This is a genomic window from Exiguobacterium sp. ERU653 (assembly GCF_018617775.1).
Classification (GTDB): Bacteria; Bacillota; Bacilli; order Exiguobacteriales; family Exiguobacteriaceae; genus Exiguobacterium; species Exiguobacterium marinum.
This window is the reverse complement of sequence record NZ_JACSKV010000001.1, coordinates 86,899-107,740: the sequence shown is the minus strand read 5'-3', so window position 1 is coordinate 107,740 and position 20,842 is coordinate 86,899. Positions and strand designations below refer to the sequence as shown.

The following is a 20,842-nucleotide window of genomic DNA, read 5'->3' as shown; positions in this document are numbered from 1 at the left end:
AGGGGTGCCTTTTGTTTAGGAGGGAAAGACGTGGTCGCTATCGGTCCACTCAACATTCGTTTAGATTTACTCATCTTCTTACTGAGTCTTGTTGTCCTTTATGGCATCTTCCGCTTCCTTGGGTTGACAAGTAAACAACGTGAAGCCGTCATCGGTACATGGTTCTATGGTTTTCTCGCTTGGAAAGGAAGTGCGATTGTCATCGGTCTCTTGACGACACGTGATATCTCAATCGCTCTCTATGCGACTGGAGGTATTTGGGCTCAACTGATTGCAAGCGGAATCGTACTTTGGCTCGTCTATCGACTCGATCGAGACCTTTTAGGATATTGGGTGCTAAGTGGGGTCCTCATCTGGCTCGGGATGACGCTCGCGGTTCCGATATACGGGACGATTTTGAACCTTTCCGACCAGCCGATTCATCTATGGAGCGCCGTCCTCATCCTTCTGCTACTCGTAACGACGTGGCGATGGATGCATGAGCCGACACGCGGGAACATCCTTTGGACCGTCCTTGGTGCATCTAGTATCTGGCTGTTTGAATCATACGCAGTCGGACAGATTCAATGGTGGATGATCGTCATCACCCTCGTCCTGTTTGGACTGACCGTCTTTCTCGCTCGCCCTTCAAGGAAAGCCGTACAATTCAGTATCGGTGTTCTTGTCGTGCTAGCGGTGGTAAATGCTACTCTACCGGAACGCGCGTCGCAAACCGTCACCACCGAGACGGCATCGACCGGTTTGAATATCGGGCAAATCCCACCTTCGTTCGAATTAAAACGAACCGACGGGAGCGCATTCGACTTAGAATCGTTACGCGGTAAGCTCGTCGTCGTCAACTTTTGGGCGTCTTGGTGCCCTCCGTGTCGCGCAGAGATGCCAGATATGGCCGCGTTCGCCAAAGAGCGTGAAGATGTGATCATCGTTGCTGTTAACACGACGACGAGCGAACGCGATCCAAGCAATGCCGTCTCGTTTGTCGAACCGTACGAAGACGCTTTTACCGTCGTCTATGACCGTGACGGCCAAGTCGGTGATGCGTACCGAATTCAAGCGATGCCGACGACGTATGTGCTTGATGAATCTGGAGTAATCATTGCGAAGCAATTCGGCGCCATCGATCATGACTGGCTCGATGCTCAATTATAGTGAACATGACAAAACCGCCGACAGAGACTTGTCGGCGGTTTATCTTATTGCTTCAAATAGCCTTGTGCTTTCAAGAAGTCTTTGACGTCAAGACGTGTCGATTTCGACAACATGCGCCCCATCTGTCCGGTCCACGTATCTTTACGCGGGTTAGAGCCCCGGACCATATAATAATCGTGGATCAACGCATCGTAATCAGAAAGTGACTGTTTGATCCGTTCTGGATTCGCCTCGTATGTGTTCTCATGGTAGACATGGTGGAACGGTAGACGTGGTTTTTGATCCTCGACTGTAGCCGGTACACCGACTGCCATCCCGAAGAGCGGAATGACCCGTTCTGGCAATTCGAGCACTTCTTTCACAGCAAACAGGTCGTTCCGAATTCCGCCGATATAACAGATCCCGAGTCCCATCGACTCCGCTGCCACCGCCGCATTTTGTGAGGCAAGCGCCGCGTCGATCACAGCGACAAGCAACTTCTCATCAGTCTCAAGCGTCGCAGAAACCTCAGCCTCTTGTAGCTCACCAATCATTTCATGACGATGCAAATCTGCACAAAAGACGAAGAAATGACCATTCTCGACCACATAGGACTGATCACCCGCTATCTCGGCAAGTCGTTTCTTTTTCGCTTCATCGGTCACCCCGATGATGGAGTAGGCCTGGATAAAGCTAGACGTTGATGCGCGTTGTGCGCTCTCGACGACTGTCTGAATTTGTTCATCTGTCAATTTCTCGTCCGTAAAATCGCGGACGGAACGGTGGTTCAATAATGTCTCAATCACTTCGTTCATACGTTCTTCCCCCTTTTTTTCAATCTTGGCACAAGGTTTGTGAATCCACAAATAAGAGGAATCCGTTGGGCACATTTTGAATGGATGATGTCCGAATTTTGCTTTCTTATGCTATCATTAAAAGCTATATAGTAAATACAATCATGTAACTTCGAATAAGGAGCGATATATATGAAAAGAATGCCATTTTACATTCCATACCTTCTTGGTGCTCTATTCCTCTCTGGATGTACGGATGCCGATGTGAGCGTCTCGACGTCGACCGAAGAGAGTACGACACAAGAGGAACAGACAACCGAGACGCCTTCACCTGAACAGGAAGAAGATTTGTTCGAAGGCTATACGAAAATCGAGGTTGATGGCGGCGATCAATCCGGTAGTCGTGAAGCGAATGTCGTCGTCGATATCGGTTTTGGCGACCGTGAGTACTGGGCGTTCACGAACGAACATGGTCAACTCATTCGCGTGATTGCCGATGAGATCACTCTTCAGGACGATGAGACCGAAGACGTCAATTCTTCAGGACGTTACTATTCAGACGAGGCAAAAGTTCCGGGTGTTGAAGACCCAAACCTCGATGAAGGCCATATTATCGCTGATTCGCTTGGCGGTGTTTCAAACGCCTATAACATCACACCACAAAACAGCGCACTCAACCGCTACGGTGACCAGGCGTTCATGGAAGATGTCATCCGAAAAGCTGGTGGGGCGAAAGACTTCGAGGCCATCATCACTTATCCGAACACGACAACACAGATTCCTTCCCGCTACCAATACACGTATACCGTACGAGGCAACACGGTCACCGATACGTATGATAACGCGGACCCGGAAGAAGTGAATGAATCGCTGGATTTGACGGACGACTCACCGCCTGACGTGACGACGGAGCCAGTCGAGGAGCGAGAATTATCTGATATTGACCTTGATGGGAACGGGCAAGTGACAATCAAAGAAGCAAAGAATGCCGGATTTGAGATGCCGATCACGCGTGACCATTGGTTGTATCAATATATGGACGACCGAGACGGTGATGGGATGGTCGGTGAATAACAGCGTTTCACGAGACGTTTCTCTAATGGAGAGACGTCTTTTTGCATACAAAAAAACCGCGGTACATGACCGCGGCTAACTTGTTAGTTCGACATCTGATTCAAGAATGGTGCGAGATCAACGTTCAACTCGTTCGAGAGACGCTCTCCGAGCTCACGGTCCGCACGATAGAAGTTACAGATTAGGAGAAGAGTCGTCTTCTCATGACGAACTTCTTTAATGTGGGCGACGAGGTTACGGATGAGTGCGTCCTTCTCTTCTTGAGAATAACGGCGATACACTTCTCCGGCCTGGCCGAAGTCGTTCGTCTTCTCAATCTTCTGACGTCCCGTCACACCTGTGATTGGCTGTGGCGTCTCGATGTAATCCGCATTCGGCTTCGGTGCGTCTTCATAGCGGTTCGGCTCGTAGTTGACCGGGCTCGTCTGTTGCTTGAATGGCATCGCTCCGTCACGCTGGTTGTTTGCGACTTGAGCGAATGGACAGTTGATTGGAAGCTGAAGATAGTTCGGTCCGATGCGGTGACGTTGCGTGTCTGAGTACGAGAAGAGTCGTCCTTGAAGCATCTTGTCTTCTGATGGTTGAATCCCTGGGACGAGGACCCCCGGGTTGAAACCAACAGACTCGGTCTCGGCGAAGTAGTTGTCGACGTTTTTGTTGAGTGTCATCGTTCCGACCAATTGGTACGGGATGACGTCCTCGAACCAATCTTTCGTCGCATCTAGCGGATCGAAGTCGAAGTTATCCATGTCCGCCGGGTCTAAAATTTGTACATATAAATCCCATTCCGGATAGTCCCCGTTTTCAATCGCGCTGAACAAGTCACGTGTCGCATGGTTGAAGTCTTCTGCTTGAATTTTCGCAGCTTCTTCCATCGATAAGTTTTGAATCCCTTGCTTCGGTACCCAGCGCAACTTTATGTACACCGTGTTTCCAAATTCATTCACCCATTTGAAAGAGTGGACGGATGACCCGCGCATATGACGATACGATGCCGGGATACCCTCATCACTGAACAAATGAAGAAGCATACTCGTCGATTCTGGTGTGAGTGACATGAAGTCGAAGAAGCGGTCCGGGTCTTGAAGGTTCGTTTGCGGGTCCGGTTTGAGTGAGTGAATCACGTCTGGGAATTTAATCGCATCACGGATAAAGAAGACCGGCAAGTTGTTTCCGACGAAGTCATAGTTTCCTTCTTCTGTGTAAAACTTGACAGAGAAACCACGCGGGTCACGAAGCGTTTCCGGTGAACCTAAGCCGTGGATGACGGTCGAGAAACGCGCAAAGATAGGCGTCTCTTGCCCCTCTTCTTGCAAGAATGCCGCTTTCGTATAGCGTTTCATACTATTTTTTACGGTGAAGACACCATGTGCTCCTGCCCCTCTCGCATGAACGACACGTTCTGGTACACGTTCACGGTCGAAATGTGCTAATTTCTCAATTAGTTGATAGTCTTCGAGAAGCGTTGGGCCCCGACGACCCGCAGTGATGGAGTTGGCGTTATCCCCGATTGGTACGCCTTGATTAGTAGTTAGTTGACGATGTTGATCCATTTGATTGCCTCCCTTTATTTATAATCATTACAATCTTGATATTAATAAAATATTATAATGATTACAAATAAAAAAGCTCGTGCATCACGAACTTTTTTTCATGCTTCGTTTTTTCTTGGCTTTTTCACGTTGATGAAGCGACACGACGAAGAAAGCAGCAAGCACTCCCCCGATTGATCCGGCAATGATATCGACCATCGTATCATCGTTTCCGTTCCCCTGCATCGTCGTGTTCAAGAAGACATCGGATGTGAATTCATACATTTCCCAAAGCGCCGCCCCGGCCATTGAAAAGACGACGATATACACGAATAGAAACCGTTTCGGAATTTCCGTACGAAGATCGTCATCGAGCCGGGAGAAAAAGTCGAATCCTAAAAATGCGAGAAAGATGCCACTCAAGAGATGAAGGAATGTGTCCCACCAGCCGTTCCCATACAATCCGACGATGGACCCTAAATATTGTGACGCGAACAAGAATAAGATATACGCCACTTTCATCTTGCCATCAAGTTCTGTTTTGAACGTCTTTTCAATGAAAAACGGGATGAGACCAGAGATGATCCCGGCTCCCGCCACACTCGCATCGAACCAGGATTCTTCAATAATCGCTGTCACGAGTATGACCGCCATAAACAAGACGAACCCAAACTCAAGGATACGCCCTTTCGTGAGCTTCATAATTTTTCGCCTTCTTTCGTCAATAATGTTCTCTATATGGTTTATTCCCAACTCACGATGGACTTCAACCTATACACACATTTGTTGATTCGCAAGCTGCTCATTTAACTGAATTTAGCGCGAATTCTCCCACCTCCAAGCGTCTCGGGGCACAGCCGAGCGTAGGTGGAAGATGGATCGCCTGGTCCAAAATTCTATTCTCCCTGTGATGGATATAACGAACAAAAATTCGTGATTCCGTCAGATTCCTATTTCCCTTCGGCGGGTATCGGATGAGGAAGACAATGGATGTGCGTGATACGAAAAAATCCCTGATTCTTGAAGAATCGGGGATTTACTTATTTCTGTGCAACGAAGAAAATACGCTCAGCATCAGTTCCTGGTGCATGTTCAGTGAAATCAGATGTAACTGATTTGACGTGGAACCCGGCACCAATCAACCATTGCATGTACTGCCCTGGTTCATATGTCCGTTGCTCATGCGTCTCCTCGACCCGTTCGTACGTCCCGTCTTCAAGCGCGACGAAGAACGTCAAATCATGAATGACCGAGAGCGGTGCTTCTCCCGGGTCGGCAAACCAAATATACGAGCAGTCTTCTCCGTTTGACGCGTACGTCTTTTGGTTGAAGAGCGTCTGCATCTTATTCGGGGCATGCACATCAAAGATGAACAGCCCATTTGGCTTGAGTTGGTTGTAGACGGATTCGAACGTATCGATTACATCCGCCTCATCCTGAAGATAGCAGAGCGAGTCGCAGAGAATCGTCACCGCATCGACCGGCTTCGGCAGTTCCAACTCGCGCATATCCTGTTCCCAAAGCGGCAACTCGATTTCTGCTTCAAGTGCCTTTTCTTGTGCGACTTCGAGCATCGACTCCGATAAGTCAATTCCCATGACATCGTAATGTTCAGCGAGGCGAATCGTGGCCGACCCGGTCCCGCATCCGACATCCGCGAGTGTCGCGCCATCTTGGACGTGACGACGCACGAAAGCGACCCACTCATCATACGGCGCGTCTTTCATCAACTCGTCGTATACATAGGCGAATCCTTCGTATGCCATTAGCCGACTTCCACTTCGACGTGCGGCGCGTCAGCCCACAATTTCTCTAGGTTGTAGTAATCACGGTCGTCACGATGGAAGATGTGAACGACGACGTTCTCGAGGTCAGTAAGGACCCAACGTGCCGTATCCATTCCTTCGAACTTGTGGAGCGGTAAGTCGTTTTCGCCAGCGATGTCTTTAATTTCACGCGCAATCGCTTCGACTTGTTTCTCCGAGTTTCCGTGACAGATGACGAAGTAGTCCGCAATCGGTGAAATGCCTTCCATGTCGAGTACGACGATTTCTTCGGCACGTTTATCGTCAGCCGCTTTTACAATCAATTCTAATTCTTCTCTTGCAGTCATAAAGACCCTCCTAAGGTGTATTCACAAAATCATTATACGTATCAATCGTCAGTGGAAAAATGCGCACTGACTTCTTTAATAAAAATTCAATCGTTTGACGCAGTGTCGCGACAACGGCCGCTTCGAGCGACTGCTCCGCTTCTGTCCGCAGGCGATCGACACCTGGATAGTTCCGATTCGGTTCGATGGCGTCGGCCACGAACAGGATTTGGTCGAGACGAGACATTCCGGGTTCTCCTGTTGTATGGTTCCGGATCGCAGAAAGTACATGCGGGTCCAAGTCATACTGTCGAGCCAGCAACACTGCTCCCACCGGCGCATGCAATAACTCGTCCCCGTATTGAAGGAGATTCGGATCAAGCCCCTCATCGATGACGACTTGGCGCATCTTTTCCGTGTCGAAGTATTTCGCATAATCATGAAGCATCGCAGCAAGACGCGCTTGTTCAATATTTTCGCCATATTGATTCGCTAAGCGCTCCGCTGTCTCGACCACGCCGAGCGTATGGATATAGCGTTTTTCTGGCAGCGTCTGTTTAATCAACTCGTGTGCTTCTTCAAACGTCATACAACTTATGCTCCTTCACATACGTCTCGACTAACGTCGGGACAAGATATTTGATGGACTTGCCTCGTTTCGCCCGTTCACGGATATCCGTCGACGAGATTTCAAGCTGTGGCATGTCAATCGTGCGTACGTCCGCCTTCTCTGGAATCAAATAGCGCGTGCCAGGGCGAGCGACCGCTCCGAACGCGACGAGACGGATGAGCGTTTCGTAGTCGTGCCACGATTCGAGCGAGACAAGCGAATCCGCTCCAATTAAAAAATAGAACGTATCGTCTGGATGTTGTTCAATCAACCGCTTCATCGTTTCCACCGTATAGGATGGCTCACTCCGTTCAAATTCAATCAGGTTCAACTTGAAGTCTGACTGATTTTGAATGGCACGACGGGTCATCTCGATTCGGTCGTCAGCCGAGCTGAACCCGACTTTGTGTGGTGGAATCGCAGCCGGCAAAAACCAGACTTCGTCGAGTACAAGCTGTTCGCGAGCTTGTTCGGCGATTAACAGATGACCGAGATGCGGCGGGTCGAACGTGCCCCCCATCAAACCAATCCGGCTCATGGGAGTTTGATTTGGCGATTTTCTTTCTCTGTCGCCTCTTTGTATAAGACGATGACTTTTCCAATGACTTGTACGACTTCAGCCTTTGTACCTTCTGACAATTCGCCAGCCACGTCTTTCGGCGTGTCCATGCAATTTTGAAGTACTTGGACTTTGATTAACTCACGTTTCTCAAGTGCGTCCGAGATATCTTTACACATCGCTTCACTTACACCATTTTTCCCGACTTGATAAATCGGTGAGAGATGGTGCGCTTCTGCACGTAAAAAACGTTTTTGTTTACCTGATAGCATAGTATATTATTCCTCCAATAATCTTTCGATTAACTTCTTTCCGATGGTTTCGTCCGGTTTCACGCCCGTCCATTTCTCGAACGAGAGCGCGCCTTGCCCAACGAACATACCCACACCTGTCACAACGACTGCCCCGCGATGTTCCGCTTCTTGAATCATCGGTGTGATGAGTGGACGATATATGATATCACAAACGACGGTGTTTTGTCGTAATCCTTCTAATGAAAGTGGTGTGGATTGATTGTCCATCCCGACCGATGTCGTTTGAATGACGACATCATATCGAGAAATGTCGACCTCATCGAACGTCGTGTACGCGACTCCGAACGTGTCGGCGAGCACTTTTGCCCGTTCGACTGTCCGATTGACAATCGTCACGTTGCGCGTCGGGAGAGCTTGTACGATCCCGCGGGCGGCGCCTCCTGCACCGACGATGAGAACACGTCCTGTAAAGTCTGTGAATGGCATCAGCGCTTGGACGAGACCGGCACCGTCCGTGTTCGTCCCGATGAGTTGCCCGTCTCGTTTATAAACCGTATTGACGGCACCTGCTAACTTTGCCGCATCATCGAGCTCGTCAAGATGACGAATGACCGCTTCCTTGTATGGAATCGTCACATTGAATCCGTCCCATCCCCCGTCTCGCATCGCTTCAATCAAGGTAGAAAGTTCGTCCGGTGCGGCGTCAATCGCCTCATAACGCCCGAAAAGCCCAGACGCCCTCAACCACTGCTCGTGCAGCTTTGGAGAGAGCGAATGAGCAATCGGGTGACCGATGACGGCCAGATTCATACGAGCGCCTCGCGGAGTGTGACAGCGACGCCTTTTGGAGCCCACGCTGCAATACGGCCGCCTTTACCGTGAATCGAGACCCATCCGAGACCGCTGAACACGATATCAGTCTTCACACCATCTCGTAAGCTGAATTCGTGACGGACGAGTGGTGGTAACATTTCAAGTGTCTTCTCGTTCGGTGGGTTGAGCATTTTCCCAATATGTTGGTCATAGAGCTCATCCGCGCGTTCGAGTTTCGTACGGTGTGCTTTCAACTCGTTCGACATATAGATGACGAACGACCGTTTATTGCCTTCCAAGTAATCCAAGCGTGCCAAACCGCCAAAGTAAAGCGTCTGTTGCGGGTTCAATTGGAACACGTGCGGCTTGATTTCTTTCTTCGGCGTGATCGTCTTCAAATCTTTTGCGTCGACATAGTGTGCCATTTGATGACGGTTGATGATCCCTGGTGTATCGTACAGGTTCGCATCATCATCGAGCGGGATGTCGATCAAGTCAAGCGTCGTACCCGGGAAATGACTGACGGTGATGATGGCTTCATCCTCTTCACCGAAACGTTTGATCACCTGGTTGATGAGTGTCGACTTTCCGACATTTGTACAACCGACGACGAAGACGTCTTTGCCTTTCCGGTAATATTCAATTTTCTCAGCAAGCTCATCGATACCGTGCCCTTTTTTCGCACTGATCAAATGAACGTCGATCGGGTTCAATCCGAGCTCTTTTGCCTCTGCCTTCATCCAGTTCGCCATCCGGTTCGGGTTGACCGACTTCGGTAACAAGTCGACCTTGTTCCCGACTAACAGTACGGGGTTCGAACCGACAGAACGTTGTAGACCCGGCAGCCAGCTGCCATTGAAGTCAAAAATATCGACAATTTTGATGACGAGCGCTTCTTTTGAACTGATGCCGTTCAAGATACGTAAGAAATCATCATCTGATAAATCCACGTCTTGAACTTGGTTGTAGTGCTTCAATTTGAAGCAACGTTGGCAAATGACAATCTCACGGTCAAGTGCCGATTTTGGTGCATAGCCGACTCCGTTCGGGTCTTCCGTTTGAATGGCTACGCCGCACCCAGCGCAATATCGTTTAGTTTCTTCCATAGTTGTACTTACTGCCGTTTAGGTTTCCCCTTCTTCATTCACCGTAGCACCTCGCTGCTACTCCTGAAGCGTTAATTCCGACGCCTTGGTCGCCGTACATCGGCAGCCTCCTTCTTTCTGTGCGTTCGAGGTCTTATTCATCTTTTTTATGTGAATCTTCGGAACGTGGATGCATCGCCTCACCGATTTTTTCAGCGACAGCAACTTTTGCACGCTGTGCGTCAACGGCAAGCTCTTCCACTTTTTTCGTGATCAATACGTACTTCCCACGACGCTTCATGTGCGCGAAGACCACCTTCTCAAGCATCCGGTTGAATTTCGTGACGAGCCCGTCCGTTTTGACGACCGGTTGCACATGGATGACATGAATGCCCGCCATATTGGCACCGAGCACGTCTGTAAACAGCTGATCCCCTAAGAAAATAGCTTCTTTCGGCGAATAACCATATTTCGAGAGCGCTTCTTTAAACCCAGATGGCAAAGGCTTTCTAGCACGAGCGACATAATGAAGGCCGAGCGGCTCCGTAAACGTTCGTACACGATTCTCATTATTATTTGATACGACAATCACATCGAAACCGTATGATTTTACTTTTTCAAGCCACATCAATAAAAGCTCTGGCGCATGCGGGACATCCCACGCGACGAGTGTATTATCAAGGTCCGTCAAAATGACACGTACCCCACGGTCTTTCAATTCTTGTAAGTCGATGTCAAACACAGTCGCGACGAACTGTTTCGGATAAAGTCGATTAAACACGTAAAATTCCTCCAATTAGCTAAACGATTCAACTACTTATACAAGTATTGATATCCCTTCTATGGTAAACGAAAACCGACCAAACGACTAGTCTATCGTTCGGTCGGAAGAAAATTATTGTAAAATTAGTTGGTTTTGAATGTCCCGATGACTTCACCGAGTCGAACCGGACCCATTTTTTCACGTTCTAATTGAACGGCATCTTTCTCAAAACAGAGGACGACGGTCGAACCGAATGAGAAGTATCCGACTTCTTGCCCTTTATCGGCTTGGTCCCCCTCGAGCGTCCATTCAATCGTGTTCACGTTAAGGGCACCCACCATAATATGTTCATACGCTCCGACCGGGCTGTCAAAGCGTGTCACACGACGGTAGTTGCGCGAGAGCGGTCGCACCGTCTCGGTCAATCCGATCTCATTAACCGGTGCCGAGCGGTCACCGAGCTCGTAATGGCTGAGCACGCGGCCGGCAAGTGGTGTGTGGACACGGTGATAATCGCTCGGGCTAAGATAGAGGACGACGACCGTTCCGCCAGCGTAACGGCGCGCTTCTTGTTGTGAACCGAGAAGTTCCGCAAGCGTATACGATTGTCCTTTCACTTCAAAGCGGCTATCTTCCGAAATTAACTCAATGACCGATAACTTCCCGTCACAAGGTGATACGAGTGTGTCGGTCGATTCATCAATCGTCCGTGCGTCAGGCTTCAAATGACGCGTGAAGAACGCATGCAGTGAAGGATAAGCTTGTAGCGGTTGCTCCGCTTCCTCTACCGCAATGTGATACACTTTTGCGAACGACGGAATCAAATGACGACTCACTCCTGATTCTGCGAAGCGTTTGAGGCGTGAGGCAATCCAAGGAGAGGCGTTTAGCTCAAATAACGTTTGATAAAAACGACGTTTCATTCCTCTTTGGCCTCCTCATTTTTAAAGAATGTCTCGTATTGTTGTTCCGAGACCGCACCTTCTATGCGACCGATTTCTTTTCCATCCTCAAAACGGATGATTGTCGGTGTCCCATTGATGCCATATGTTTCCCAAACATTGTGGTCTGACAAGTTGATTGAAACCGCATCGTATTCTTCGATGAGAGGTTCGACATAAGGCTTCACTTGCTCACAATATTCACAGCCAGTTTGCCAAAAGTAAGCGACGACCTCTCCCTCTTTATCTAACTGTTGCTGCAATTCATCTGCCGTGACGGCATTGGCACCTTCTTCTTCATTAGCACCGTTCAAAAAAAACAACAAAGCGATTCCGATGACGATAATCGCTCCGATGATGGCGAACGTCATGAAATTCGCACGTTTTTCAGGATTTTTCATATGTTAGGCCCTCCTCTAATAATGATGAAAGAAAAAAGACTGACTCATGCACGAGTCAGTTTGATTGTAGACGGCTTACTTCTCTTGTGCAACGTCGCTAATTCCCATGTCTTGGTTTAAGACATCGAGAATTGCAACGAAGAATGTGATGGCCACGCCAAATCCTGTCGCGAGCATCGCGTTGTACTCTACACCATCAACAGCAGAAATGATAAATACCGCCGTATTTGAGAGCACAATCGCCCAGATCAATGTCACTAAATAACGCATTGAACGTCCCCTCCATCTCACAGATGATTCGTAAAAATTCATACGACATTAGTATAGCATTGTTCGTATAGAATATGCGACTTCGATTGTATATTCTTTCCGTCCAATCAAAAAATGTGATACGGTCGTAGAAACATCATTGTGAAGAAAAGAGGATGACTAATGTCACGTTATTTAATCGCAGTTGATTTAGATGGTACGTTGTTAAGAGATGATAAAACAATTAGTGAACGAAATCTCCGTGCCTTACAGGCGGCGCGTGAAGCTGGACATGAAGTGATGATTGCGACAGGGCGACCGAAGCGTCACTCACTCATGTACTATGAACAACTCGGACTAACGACACCGCTCGTCAACTTCAATGGCGCGCTCGTGCACCACCCGAAAGATGCGAATTATGCGGTCACACACCGACCAATCCCGCTCAAGACCGCGCACGACATCATTGAGGAAGTAGCGGATACGAAAGCACATAACATCGTCGTCGAAGTGACCGACCACGTTTATTTCCAAAAGGATCCGCAAGAGTTTTATAGCCCGTACGCAGAACGTGCGCTCAGTGTCACATCCGGCAACCTGTTGACCCATCTACAAGATGAACCGACGTCACTCCTGATTCACGCGACTAAAGATCACGTCGCGCACGTCCGTTCACAACTCGATGATATTCATGCAGAAGCGGTACTGAATCGGCAATGGCGCATGCCAGAGCATATGATTGAAGTGATGAGTAAAAACACGTCGAAAGCACTCGGACTAAAGGAAGTCTCGAAGCATTTAAATATCGACCGAAAGCACATCATCGCATTCGGTGACGAGGAGAACGACCTTGAAATGCTCGACTATGTCGGCACAGGTGTTGCAATGGGAAATGCCATCGACCAACTGAAAAATGTGGCCAACGAAGTGACCGCCTCGAATATGGATGACGGAATCGCCCTCTTCCTAGAAGATAAACTCGGCATCAAGGCATAATGAAAGCACCGACTGCAAAGTCGGTGCTTTTTATGATTCATATACTTTTTTAGCGACGGAACGTCCCTTCGACGTCCTCTGTCGGCAAGATATTGATCCAAACAGTTGGGTCGGCATCTTTACAAATACGTGTGATTTCACGAACCTCATGTCGCTGCGCGACCATCATGAGCGTTGCTTTCTCGACTTTCGAATACGTGCCGATTGCCGGCATGAGCGTGATACCACGGAACACGTGTTGATGTAGTTCCTTTGTCACCTCATCCGGATGATTCGTCACGATAAAGAGCGTCTGACGCTGTGTGTTCGTATAAATCTCATCGATGACTTTTGATGTCACGTACAAGAAGACGATTGTATAGAGTGCCGTCGGCCATCCGAACAGTGCCCCTGCAGCGAGCGCGATCATCATGTTCATTAAGAAGAGATAAACCCCGACCGAGTTGTTTGTAAATTTCGCCAAAATCAAAGCGACGATATCAAAGCCCCCTGTTGAGGCACCATATCGAATCGTAATTCCCGATCCAATTGCCAAGAGCACACCGCCGAATACGGCGTTTAGTAACGGGTCGTCCGAGAGAAGCTGCGATTGCGGAAGCATACGGATGAACAACGTGACCGAGGCAACACTGACGAGCGTATGGATCATCATGTTCCGGCCGAGCATAAAATAACTGACGACGAGTAGTGGTGCATTCAGAATAAAGAACCAGAGCCCTTCCCCTAGTTCAAACGGTGTGCCCGCTAACAATGTCGTCAAGATTTGGGCTAGACCTGTAAATCCCGTCGAATAGACGCCAGCTGGAATTAAAAATAATGTCATAGATAAGGCAACGAACAATCCTCCGATAATCGAGACAACCCCGATTCGTGTATGTTCTTTAACGGCTTCCGTCAAGCTTCAACTCCCCTTTCTCAAAATAGCTAAGAATCAAGATAACATAGATTATTCATACTGCATACAGCAAATATGCATGAATTCTCATAAGTTTGATACACAAAAACAAGCCGACCTCAGTCGACTTGTTCATATAAAGCAATTGATCACGCTTTCACTGTTTCAATTGTAATCGAATCATCAGCAGGTACCGTTATCTCATTTCCGTACACATGAATCGTTACATCTGACCCGCCCGTTTGTTTGATCGTCACTTGTTCACGTGATGAAGTGACCGTCAAATGATGACCACGCCAGAGCATGTTGAACGAGTAGCCGTTCCAACCTTTTGGAATCATCGGACTGAACGAGAGATTATCTTCTTTGATGCGCATTCCTGCAAATCCATGAACGATTGACATCCATGAGCCGACCATCGATGTGATGTGTAAGCCATCTTCTGTGTCGTTGTTGTAGTTATCGAGGTCAAGACGTGCCGAACGTTGATACAATTCGACCGCTTTATCTTCATATCCGACTTCTGCCGCGATGATCGAATAGACACATGGCGACAAGCTCGACTCGTGAACCGTACGTGGCTCATAGAAATCAAAGTTCGCTCGTTTCTGCTCGACTGTGAAACGGTCACCGAACGTGTAGAGTCCTTGGAGAACGTCCGCCTGTTTGATGAAGTTCGAACGGAGGATTCTGTCCCACGACCAGTTTTGGTTGAGTGGAAGATGCTTCGGATCGAGGTCTTTCACTAAGATCTGTTCTTTATCCATGAAGCCGTCCTGTTGCATGAACACGTCTGGAACGAGGTCGTCTTTCGGGTAGTACATTTTCGCCTGAATGTCCGCCCACTTCGCGAGTTCTGCGTCCGTGATGCCGAGTGTCGATACGAGCTCATCGAGGCGTGCAGGCTCTGCTTCTTTCAAATAGTTGTACACTTCTTGCGTGTATTCGAGTGTCCACGCGGCAATCAGGTTCGTGTACCAGTTGTTGTTGACGTTGTTATCGTATTCGTTCGGACCTGTGACGCCTAGAATCATATATACGTCTTTGTGCGGCACAAAGTTGACACGGCTAGCCCAGTAACGCGAGATCTCGACCAATACTTCCAGTCCGTATTGTCCAAGGTACGATTTATCGCCTGTGAAGTTCGTATAATTGAAGATGGCGTGGGCAATCGCACCGTTTCGGTGAATCTCTTCGTGTGTAATTTCCCACTCATTGTGGCACTCTTCCCCGTTCATCGTGACCATCGGATAAAGGGCACCTTCCATGCCGACATTCTTCACAGAATTCTCTTTCGCCTGTGGTAATTGGTTATGACGATATTTGAGCAAGTTCCACGAGACTTCCGGTTTTGTAGTCGCCAAATAGAAGTGGAGGCAGTATGCTTCTGTATCCCAATATGTCGCACCACCATATTTCTCACCCGTGAAACCTTTTGGACCGATGTTGAGGCGTGAATCTTCACCTGTATACGTTTGATACATGTTGAAGATATTGTACCGGATGCCCTGTTGCGCTTCGATGTCTCCATCGATGCGGACATCTGCATCTTCCCAACGCGCAAGCCATGCTTCTGTCTGATCAGCGAGAAGCGTCTCAAAACCTTTTTCAAACGCTGCTTCGACACGTGTCATCCCTGCAGATTGCAACTCGTCAATCGTATGGTCACGGTTCGTCACGACAGATACGTATTTATATGCAGTCGCCGTTTCGCCAGCTTCCGTATGGACGGTGAATTTGTTCGCCACGAACAAGTCTGTCGCTTCAAGCACTTCACAACGCGCACCTTCCACGTCTGCAATCATCGATGCCGTGACATGCCAATCGAGTTTTTTCGTCTTCGTCGTCACGAAGCCAAAGCGCTCTTCGACACCACTTTCGACCGGAAGCCAGAACTTCTCGTCGTAGTTTGAGTCTTCGTTGACGACATCACCGTCTAAATATGGGGTGAACTCGATTTTAGCTTTATAGTTGACTGGTGTAATGTTATAGCGAATCGCCAATATTTCTTTGTCGACGATTGAGAAGAAACGGACGACTTCGACTTTCGTCTCTTCTGTCCCGTTCATCAACGTGAACGTCCGTGTCAAAACACCACGCTGCATATCGAGCTCGCGTGTAAAGTCATTTACTTCCCATTTTGCCAAGTCGACTGGTGTTTCATTAATCGCGACGCGTAGACCGATGACGTTTGTCGCATTCAACACTTTGGCAAAGTACTCAGGATATCCGTTCTTCCACCAACCGACACGTGTTTTGTCCGGGTAATAGACACCCGCCACGTAGAATCCTTGGTGCGTATCATTCGAGTAATCCTCTTCAAAGTTTCCCCGCATCCCCATATGCCCGTTTCCGAGCGATGTGATCGATTCAGCAAGGCGATTTTCTTTCGGATGAAGACCTTCTTCTGTTACTTTCCATTCATCGACTGCAAACAATCGTTTCATCTGTCTGCCACTCCTTTTTCTCTACAAGGCTACCTTCGACAGACAACTAGTTCGTGCAACCGTTTGTCTATGAAAGCGCTGTATTTAATCTCACCTTTCATTTTACACAACTGAACTCAGAATGCAATCGTTTGCATAAAACTTTTTCTTTCTTTTTTTTTCACATTTTTTCAGAAAAAAAGACTGCCTTTTGCCGAGGCAGTCTAAATGAATCATCATTTATGGTCTTCTTGATTTTCACCGAACGCGGCATTCGCTTCATGTCCTTCAAAAACATCGCTCCGTCCATCATTGAATCCCGTATCGGGTTCGTCGATGATGAGAGCGTATCCACCTTGCTTGACTTGTGAATGCGCATGATCCACCTCATCATTTGAGATGCCTAAATCACTAAGAACTTGCTTCACGTCTTGACTCTTTCCTCCTTGGATGTTGTCTAGCCAAGACGTATCGCCTTCTTCCACTTTTACGTTTGTCTCACGCTTGACGACCCGAACCTCGTCTTCCTGCTCAGTCACAACGTATAATTCACCTTCATCATAGCCATTTTCTTTCAGCTCATTGATTTTGGAGAGAAGATTCCCTTTTGTTTCATATGTTCCGACAAATCGTCTTTTACTCATATTAATCCTTCCTTTCGATTTCAGTTCATTCTTGAAAGATGTTCCCTTCTTCTTTTAGCTTCAATCACCAGGATATGCAAAAAACGACCTCGCTCACGCGAAGTCGTTTAGATCATTCAAGAATTCGATTCAAGTGTCTCCACCGTCTTGCTATCCTTCTGTCCGCACGATTGACGTACGACCAGATAATGAGGCACGATGACGCGTTTCCCATAAGGTGGGGCACTATCACTAATCTGTTCAATCAAACAGTTCGTCGCTTCGAATCCAAGACCGAAAATATTGATTTCAACCGACGTGAGTGGCGGATTGGAGTGCTCTGCGATATAGACATTGTTGAAACTGACGACGGCGACGTCTTCAGGAATTTTAAGTCCCATCTCACTGAGTGTGCTGATGACACCGAGCGCCATCATATCATCACTGACAACGACGGCCGTTGGTGGTTCTTCGTTCTGAAGTAACTCACGGACAGCCATCGCTCCGCCTTTCGTCATAAATTCAGCACGTGCAATATAGTCTTCACACACCGGAATGCCCGCTTCCATGAGGGCGGTCGCATAACCGTTCCGACGGTCTTGTGTCACCGCAAGTTTGTCCGATCCACCGATGAAGGCGATTCGACGGTGACCCAGGTTATAGAGATGTTTCGTCACCTCACGACCGGCAAGATAGTTGTCCGTATCGACATATGTGATCGAAGAAGCGTCCCCGAACGGCTTCCCGACCACGACGAACGGAAACTTCGTTTGACGTAAATATTGGACGACTTGGTCGTCTTCCCGTGAATAGAGGACGATCACGCCGTCGACACGTCGTCCTTGTACCATTTCAATGACACCGGACAGTACTTCTTCCTCTGTCACTCCAGTTGTCATATAGAGAGAGTATCCATTTTGGTGCGCCTTCGTGCTGATACCTCGCAACACTTCAGGGAAAAATGGATTTTGGAGCGTCTTTGTCGCCGCACTCGGCATGACGAGACCAATCGACTGCGTTGAGCGGTTCGCGAGACTTCTCGCATGAATGTTTGGATGATACCCTAGCTCTTCCATCGAACTTCTAACCCGTTCTTTTGTCTTTTGGCTGATTCTTGGGCTGTTGGCGATGACACGAGATACTGTCGACGGCGCGACGTTCGCATGCTTCGCAACATCTTTGATTGTAATTTGCATGGTGTTCCCCCCTGCTTCCGTGAATTCATACCTTACGGCGTTTCATTTCTTTATTTGCGGCGCTTCCACATGACCAAACCTGTCAAGAAAATCGGAATCGTGACGACAAGTAATCCCATCATCCATGGATTTACCGATGACTCCTCAACAATGTAAGCGTTCGCACTTTCACCAGATAGTTCAATTGTAAACGTTCCGCGCCGATCTGTGACCAGTTGTGAGAATAATAGACCGCGAAGTCTCGTATCTTCCCCGATTTCATTGACATCGATTTCAATCTCTCGATCCTCGCTGTTCATGTTGATCGCATATAACGCGATGTCATCTCCATCTTTCCGCTCAAAGACAGCCATCCCATCTTCGGATGCAATCATGCGTTGTTCACCAGTCGCAAATACTGGGTATTCTTCACGCATGCGATTCATCGTCGCCATGTATTCATGCAATTCTTCATTTCCCGGGAATTCCGTCATAACACGGTTCGCCGGGTCGGCTCCGCCGGTCTGTGCATTTTCTGTTCCTTGGAAGACGATCGGCATGCCAGGTGACGCATAAAGCGCGAACAACCCGAGGCGTAACCGTCGTTCTGCTGACTTCACGTCGCCGAGTTCTGCCATATGCATGAAACGTTCGACATCATGGTTATCGAGGAACGTCGCCATTTGATTCGGGTCGTTGAAGAACGTTTCTGCATAGCTTGCGGCAACATCGATTTCGTCGACATTCGCCTGTTTTTGCGTCATCGTTTTCGACACCCGATCATAAAACGTAAAGTTTGTGATGCTGTTGAATCCAAGATTATCATATTGTGCGACATATTTCGGATCCGGGTCGAACACTTCGGCGAGTAAGTAAAAGTCAGGGTCGATTGAACGAACACCTTCGACAAAGTCTTTCCAAAATGCTTTGTCGACGTGACGAACCGTATCTAGGCGATAGCCGTCGATGTCCGTCTCTTCGATCCAGTACTTCGCCGCGTCAATCAAATACGACTTGACTTCCGGATCCTCTGTTTTGAAGTCAGGTAAGTCGAACAACCAGTGCGTCTCGACTTGCTCCTGGTCTTTCCAAAATACGATCGGTAGTTGCTCGTGGAACCATTCCGGCTTTTCTTCCACCCATGGATGGTTCGGACCGACGTGGTTGACGACGAAGTCGAGGATGACTTTCATGTCTCGCTTGTGCGCCTCAGCGACGAGCTCTTGCAAATCCTCTTTCGTCCCAAATTGCGGGTCGATGTTGTAGAAATCTTTTATCCAGTACCCGTGATAGCCGTCCGGCATATTTTCAAAGACGGGTGTTAACCAAATCGACGTGAACCCGAGTGACTCGATATAATCGAGTTTTTCAATGACTCCACGGATGTCCCCGCCATGAAAAGCTTTCGGATCGTCTTTGTCTACCTGTTCATTGTTGTCGGGGTTCCCGTCAACAAAACGGTCGACCATAATAAAATACATGCGTTCTTGTTCCCAAGTAGCAGCTTCCTTTGCTCCGACGATAGTCGGAAACAAAAGAAGCGACAGGAGCACGAGCACGACGCCTCGTCTCATATCGCTTCCTCCTTTTACGAGTATTATCCTTTCGTACCACCCGCTGTTAGGCCAGAAACGAAGTAGCGTTGGAACATGAAGAACAAGATGACGATCGGGAGGGCTGAAAGGACAGCACCTGCCGCGAACAACGTGAAGTTGTTATCAAATTGTTTCGAGATCATGTTGTAAAGACCAACTGCCAATGTTTGTTTCTCTGGTGAACGAAGGACGAGCGATGCCAAAATAAAGTCGTTGAATGGTCCCATGAAGTTAAAGAGAGCAATCGTTGCGACAATCGGCTTCGCAAGCGGCAAGATGATTTGCCAAAAGATTCGGAGGTGACCGGCACCATCCATTCGAGCAGCTTCGTCAAGTTCTTTCGGAATCGTGTCGAAGTACCCTTTCGCCAAGTACGTGTTCATCGGAATCGCACCACCTGCATAGAGCAAGATGAGCGCTGTATGTGTGTCAAGAAGACCGAGCATGTTGAGCAATACATAAATCGCGATGATTGCAACGAACTGTGGCACCATTTGAAGGACGAGGAACAAGACGAGCGAGTTTTTCCGTCCAACGAAACGGTAGCGCGAGAAGACGTATCCAGTAATCGTTACCAAGATGACAGAGAGTGCCATCGTAATGAAAGCGATTTTTAACGTGTTCACATACCATAAACTATAATCCGAAATCGTTAAATCAAACAAGTTTTTGTAGTGAACAAATGTCGGGTTTGAAGGAATAATCGTTGACGTAATCGTACGCCCCGGGTTGAACGATGTACCGACAACCCAAAGCATCGGATAGAGAATGATGACCGACGCAAGCGTCAAGATAACATACGAGATCGCCAAATTGATTCGTTTTTGTTTTTTCATA

Annotated in this window: 23 protein-coding genes; 3 read left to right on the top strand and 20 right to left on the bottom strand. The window is 48.2% G+C overall.

Annotation, left to right across the window (positions count from 1 at the left end; genetic code table 11):
- The first annotated feature begins 30 nt into the window (after nucleotides 1–30).
- Entirely contained in the window at nucleotides 31–1,149 is a 1,119-nt protein-coding gene (locus KNO95_RS00575) for a TlpA family protein disulfide reductase (RefSeq protein ID WP_214702584.1), read from the top strand.
- Nucleotides 1,150–1,193: 44 nt separating this feature from the next.
- Here KNO95_RS00575 and nfsA read toward each other — a convergent pair whose 3' ends face one another.
- Nucleotides 1,194–1,943, bottom strand: coding sequence for an oxygen-insensitive NADPH nitroreductase (gene nfsA / locus KNO95_RS00570; protein WP_214700555.1), 750 nt, complete (start codon nucleotides 1,941–1,943; stop codon nucleotides 1,194–1,196).
- 171 nt (nucleotides 1,944–2,114) lie between these two features.
- Between nfsA and KNO95_RS00565 the strand changes: the two genes are divergently transcribed.
- Complete coding sequence (locus KNO95_RS00565; protein WP_214878116.1) at nucleotides 2,115–2,996, top strand: DNA/RNA non-specific endonuclease; 882 nt, start codon at nucleotides 2,115–2,117, stop codon at nucleotides 2,994–2,996.
- 83 nt (nucleotides 2,997–3,079) lie between these two features.
- Here the strand turns inward: KNO95_RS00565 and KNO95_RS00560 are convergent, their stop codons facing one another.
- The 13 genes from KNO95_RS00560 to KNO95_RS00500 all read right to left on the bottom strand — a co-directional run bounded on the left by KNO95_RS00560 (nucleotide 3,080) and on the right by KNO95_RS00500 (nucleotide 12,316).
- Nucleotides 3,080–4,549, bottom strand: coding sequence for a catalase (locus KNO95_RS00560; RefSeq protein WP_214878114.1), 1,470 nt, complete (start codon nucleotides 4,547–4,549; stop codon nucleotides 3,080–3,082).
- 84 nt (nucleotides 4,550–4,633) lie between these two features.
- Nucleotides 4,634–5,230: a DUF2238 domain-containing protein gene (locus KNO95_RS00555; protein ID WP_214700552.1), complete on the bottom strand. Its 597-nt coding sequence runs from the start codon at nucleotides 5,228–5,230 to the stop codon at nucleotides 4,634–4,636.
- A gap of 338 nt (nucleotides 5,231–5,568) precedes the next feature.
- A complete protein-coding gene (locus tag KNO95_RS00550) occupies nucleotides 5,569–6,294 on the bottom strand; it encodes a class I SAM-dependent DNA methyltransferase (RefSeq protein WP_214878112.1) in 726 nt (241 codons plus the stop codon).
- Nucleotides 6,294–6,641: a ribosome silencing factor gene (rsfS, locus tag KNO95_RS00545; RefSeq protein WP_214878110.1), complete on the bottom strand. Its 348-nt coding sequence runs from the start codon at nucleotides 6,639–6,641 to the stop codon at nucleotides 6,294–6,296. Before rsfS ends, KNO95_RS00550 begins: the two co-directional genes overlap by 1 nt.
- Before the next feature lie 10 nt (nucleotides 6,642–6,651).
- On the bottom strand, nucleotides 6,652–7,209 hold the full coding sequence (gene yqeK, locus KNO95_RS00540; RefSeq protein WP_026826612.1) for a bis(5'-nucleosyl)-tetraphosphatase (symmetrical) YqeK: 558 nt from the start codon (nucleotides 7,207–7,209) through the stop codon (nucleotides 6,652–6,654).
- Nucleotides 7,199–7,768, bottom strand: a complete 570-nt coding sequence (locus KNO95_RS00535; protein ID WP_026826613.1) for a nicotinate-nucleotide adenylyltransferase — start codon at nucleotides 7,766–7,768, stop codon at nucleotides 7,199–7,201. The genes yqeK and KNO95_RS00535 overlap by 11 nt, the downstream gene beginning before the upstream one ends.
- Entirely contained in the window at nucleotides 7,765–8,061 is a 297-nt protein-coding gene (gene yhbY, locus KNO95_RS00530) for a ribosome assembly RNA-binding protein YhbY (protein WP_026826614.1), read from the bottom strand. The genes KNO95_RS00535 and yhbY overlap by 4 nt, the downstream gene beginning before the upstream one ends.
- A 6-nt stretch (nucleotides 8,062–8,067) precedes the next feature.
- Nucleotides 8,068–8,853, bottom strand: coding sequence for a shikimate dehydrogenase (gene aroE / locus KNO95_RS00525; RefSeq protein WP_214878108.1), 786 nt, complete (start codon nucleotides 8,851–8,853; stop codon nucleotides 8,068–8,070).
- Nucleotides 8,850–9,962, bottom strand: coding sequence for a ribosome biogenesis GTPase YqeH (gene yqeH, locus KNO95_RS00520; RefSeq protein ID WP_026826616.1), 1,113 nt, complete (start codon nucleotides 9,960–9,962; stop codon nucleotides 8,850–8,852). The genes aroE and yqeH overlap by 4 nt, the downstream gene beginning before the upstream one ends.
- A gap of 133 nt (nucleotides 9,963–10,095) precedes the next feature.
- A complete protein-coding gene (locus KNO95_RS00515; RefSeq protein WP_026826617.1) occupies nucleotides 10,096–10,722 on the bottom strand; it encodes a YqeG family HAD IIIA-type phosphatase in 627 nt (208 codons plus the stop codon).
- A 125-nt stretch (nucleotides 10,723–10,847) separates the two neighbouring features.
- Entirely contained in the window at nucleotides 10,848–11,627 is a 780-nt protein-coding gene (locus tag KNO95_RS00510) for a phosphatidylserine decarboxylase (RefSeq protein ID WP_214798566.1), read from the bottom strand.
- Nucleotides 11,624–12,046 carry a thioredoxin family protein gene (locus tag KNO95_RS00505; protein WP_214702612.1) on the bottom strand — a complete coding sequence of 141 codons (423 nt, stop codon included), beginning with the start codon at nucleotides 12,044–12,046 and terminating at the stop codon, nucleotides 11,624–11,626. The genes KNO95_RS00510 and KNO95_RS00505 overlap by 4 nt, the downstream gene beginning before the upstream one ends.
- Before the next feature lie 75 nt (nucleotides 12,047–12,121).
- Entirely contained in the window at nucleotides 12,122–12,316 is a 195-nt protein-coding gene (locus tag KNO95_RS00500; RefSeq protein ID WP_026826620.1) for a YjzD family protein, read from the bottom strand.
- A gap of 162 nt (nucleotides 12,317–12,478) precedes the next feature.
- Here KNO95_RS00500 and KNO95_RS00495 point away from each other — a divergent pair, with 162 nt between their 5' ends.
- Nucleotides 12,479–13,291, top strand: coding sequence for a Cof-type HAD-IIB family hydrolase (locus KNO95_RS00495; protein WP_214878106.1), 813 nt, complete (start codon nucleotides 12,479–12,481; stop codon nucleotides 13,289–13,291).
- Nucleotides 13,292–13,340: 49 nt separating this feature from the next.
- Here the strand turns inward: KNO95_RS00495 and KNO95_RS00490 are convergent, their stop codons facing one another.
- The 6 genes from KNO95_RS00490 to KNO95_RS00465 form a co-directional block, all read right to left on the bottom strand.
- Nucleotides 13,341–14,189, bottom strand: coding sequence for a YitT family protein (locus tag KNO95_RS00490; RefSeq protein WP_026826622.1), 849 nt, complete (start codon nucleotides 14,187–14,189; stop codon nucleotides 13,341–13,343).
- Nucleotides 14,190–14,335: 146 nt separating this feature from the next.
- Entirely contained in the window at nucleotides 14,336–16,633 is a 2,298-nt protein-coding gene (locus tag KNO95_RS00485; RefSeq protein ID WP_214878105.1) for a glycoside hydrolase family 65 protein, read from the bottom strand.
- Between the two features lie 215 nt (nucleotides 16,634–16,848).
- Nucleotides 16,849–17,256, bottom strand: coding sequence for a YflT domain-containing protein (locus KNO95_RS00480; protein WP_026826624.1), 408 nt, complete (start codon nucleotides 17,254–17,256; stop codon nucleotides 16,849–16,851).
- Nucleotides 17,257–17,372: 116 nt separating this feature from the next.
- Nucleotides 17,373–18,431, bottom strand: coding sequence for a LacI family DNA-binding transcriptional regulator (locus tag KNO95_RS00475; protein ID WP_026826625.1), 1,059 nt, complete (start codon nucleotides 18,429–18,431; stop codon nucleotides 17,373–17,375).
- Nucleotides 18,432–18,481: 50 nt separating this feature from the next.
- Entirely contained in the window at nucleotides 18,482–19,984 is a 1,503-nt protein-coding gene (locus KNO95_RS00470) for an alpha-amylase family glycosyl hydrolase (protein WP_026826626.1), read from the bottom strand.
- 23 nt (nucleotides 19,985–20,007) lie between these two features.
- Nucleotides 20,008–20,841 carry a sugar ABC transporter permease gene (locus KNO95_RS00465; protein WP_026826627.1) on the bottom strand — a complete coding sequence of 278 codons (834 nt, stop codon included), beginning with the start codon at nucleotides 20,839–20,841 and terminating at the stop codon, nucleotides 20,008–20,010.
- Between the last annotated feature and the right edge of the window lies 1 nt (nucleotide 20,842).

Bases quoted from the DNA above. Each gene is read 5' to 3' on its own strand.
- nfsA (WP_214700555.1), bottom strand. From the start codon at position 1,943: ATGAACGAAGTGATTGAGACATTATTGAACCACCGTTCCGTCCGCGAT.
- KNO95_RS00565 (WP_214878116.1), top strand. From the start codon at position 2,115: ATGAAAAGAATGCCATTTTACATTCCATACCTTCTTGGTGCTCTATTC.
- KNO95_RS00560 (WP_214878114.1), bottom strand. From the start codon at position 4,549: ATGGATCAACATCGTCAACTAACTACTAATCAAGGCGTACCAATCGGG.
- KNO95_RS00555 (WP_214700552.1), bottom strand. From the start codon at position 5,230: ATGAAGCTCACGAAAGGGCGTATCCTTGAGTTTGGGTTCGTCTTGTTT.
- KNO95_RS00550 (WP_214878112.1), bottom strand. From the start codon at position 6,294: ATGGCATACGAAGGATTCGCCTATGTATACGACGAGTTGATGAAAGAC.
- rsfS (WP_214878110.1), bottom strand. From the start codon at position 6,641: ATGACTGCAAGAGAAGAATTAGAATTGATTGTAAAAGCGGCTGACGAT.
- yqeK (WP_026826612.1), bottom strand. From the start codon at position 7,209: ATGACGTTTGAAGAAGCACACGAGTTGATTAAACAGACGCTGCCAGAA.
- KNO95_RS00535 (WP_026826613.1), bottom strand. From the start codon at position 7,768: ATGAGCCGGATTGGTTTGATGGGGGGCACGTTCGACCCGCCGCATCTC.
- yhbY (WP_026826614.1), bottom strand. From the start codon at position 8,061: ATGCTATCAGGTAAACAAAAACGTTTTTTACGTGCAGAAGCGCACCAT.
- aroE (WP_214878108.1), bottom strand. From the start codon at position 8,853: ATGAATCTGGCCGTCATCGGTCACCCGATTGCTCATTCGCTCTCTCCA.
- yqeH (WP_026826616.1), bottom strand. From the start codon at position 9,962: ATGGAAGAAACTAAACGATATTGCGCTGGGTGCGGCGTAGCCATTCAA.
- KNO95_RS00510 (WP_214798566.1), bottom strand. From the start codon at position 11,627: ATGAAACGTCGTTTTTATCAAACGTTATTTGAGCTAAACGCCTCTCCT.
- KNO95_RS00505 (WP_214702612.1), bottom strand. From the start codon at position 12,046: ATGAAAAATCCTGAAAAACGTGCGAATTTCATGACGTTCGCCATCATC.
- KNO95_RS00500 (WP_026826620.1), bottom strand. From the start codon at position 12,316: ATGCGTTATTTAGTGACATTGATCTGGGCGATTGTGCTCTCAAATACG.
- KNO95_RS00495 (WP_214878106.1), top strand. From the start codon at position 12,479: ATGTCACGTTATTTAATCGCAGTTGATTTAGATGGTACGTTGTTAAGA.
- KNO95_RS00485 (WP_214878105.1), bottom strand. From the start codon at position 16,633: ATGAAACGATTGTTTGCAGTCGATGAATGGAAAGTAACAGAAGAAGGT.
- KNO95_RS00480 (WP_026826624.1), bottom strand. From the start codon at position 17,256: ATGAGTAAAAGACGATTTGTCGGAACATATGAAACAAAAGGGAATCTT.
- KNO95_RS00475 (WP_026826625.1), bottom strand. From the start codon at position 18,431: ATGCAAATTACAATCAAAGATGTTGCGAAGCATGCGAACGTCGCGCCG.
- KNO95_RS00470 (WP_026826626.1), bottom strand. From the start codon at position 19,984: ATGAGACGAGGCGTCGTGCTCGTGCTCCTGTCGCTTCTTTTGTTTCCG.
- KNO95_RS00465 (WP_026826627.1), bottom strand. From the start codon at position 20,841: ATGAAAAAACAAAAACGAATCAATTTGGCGATCTCGTATGTTATCTTG.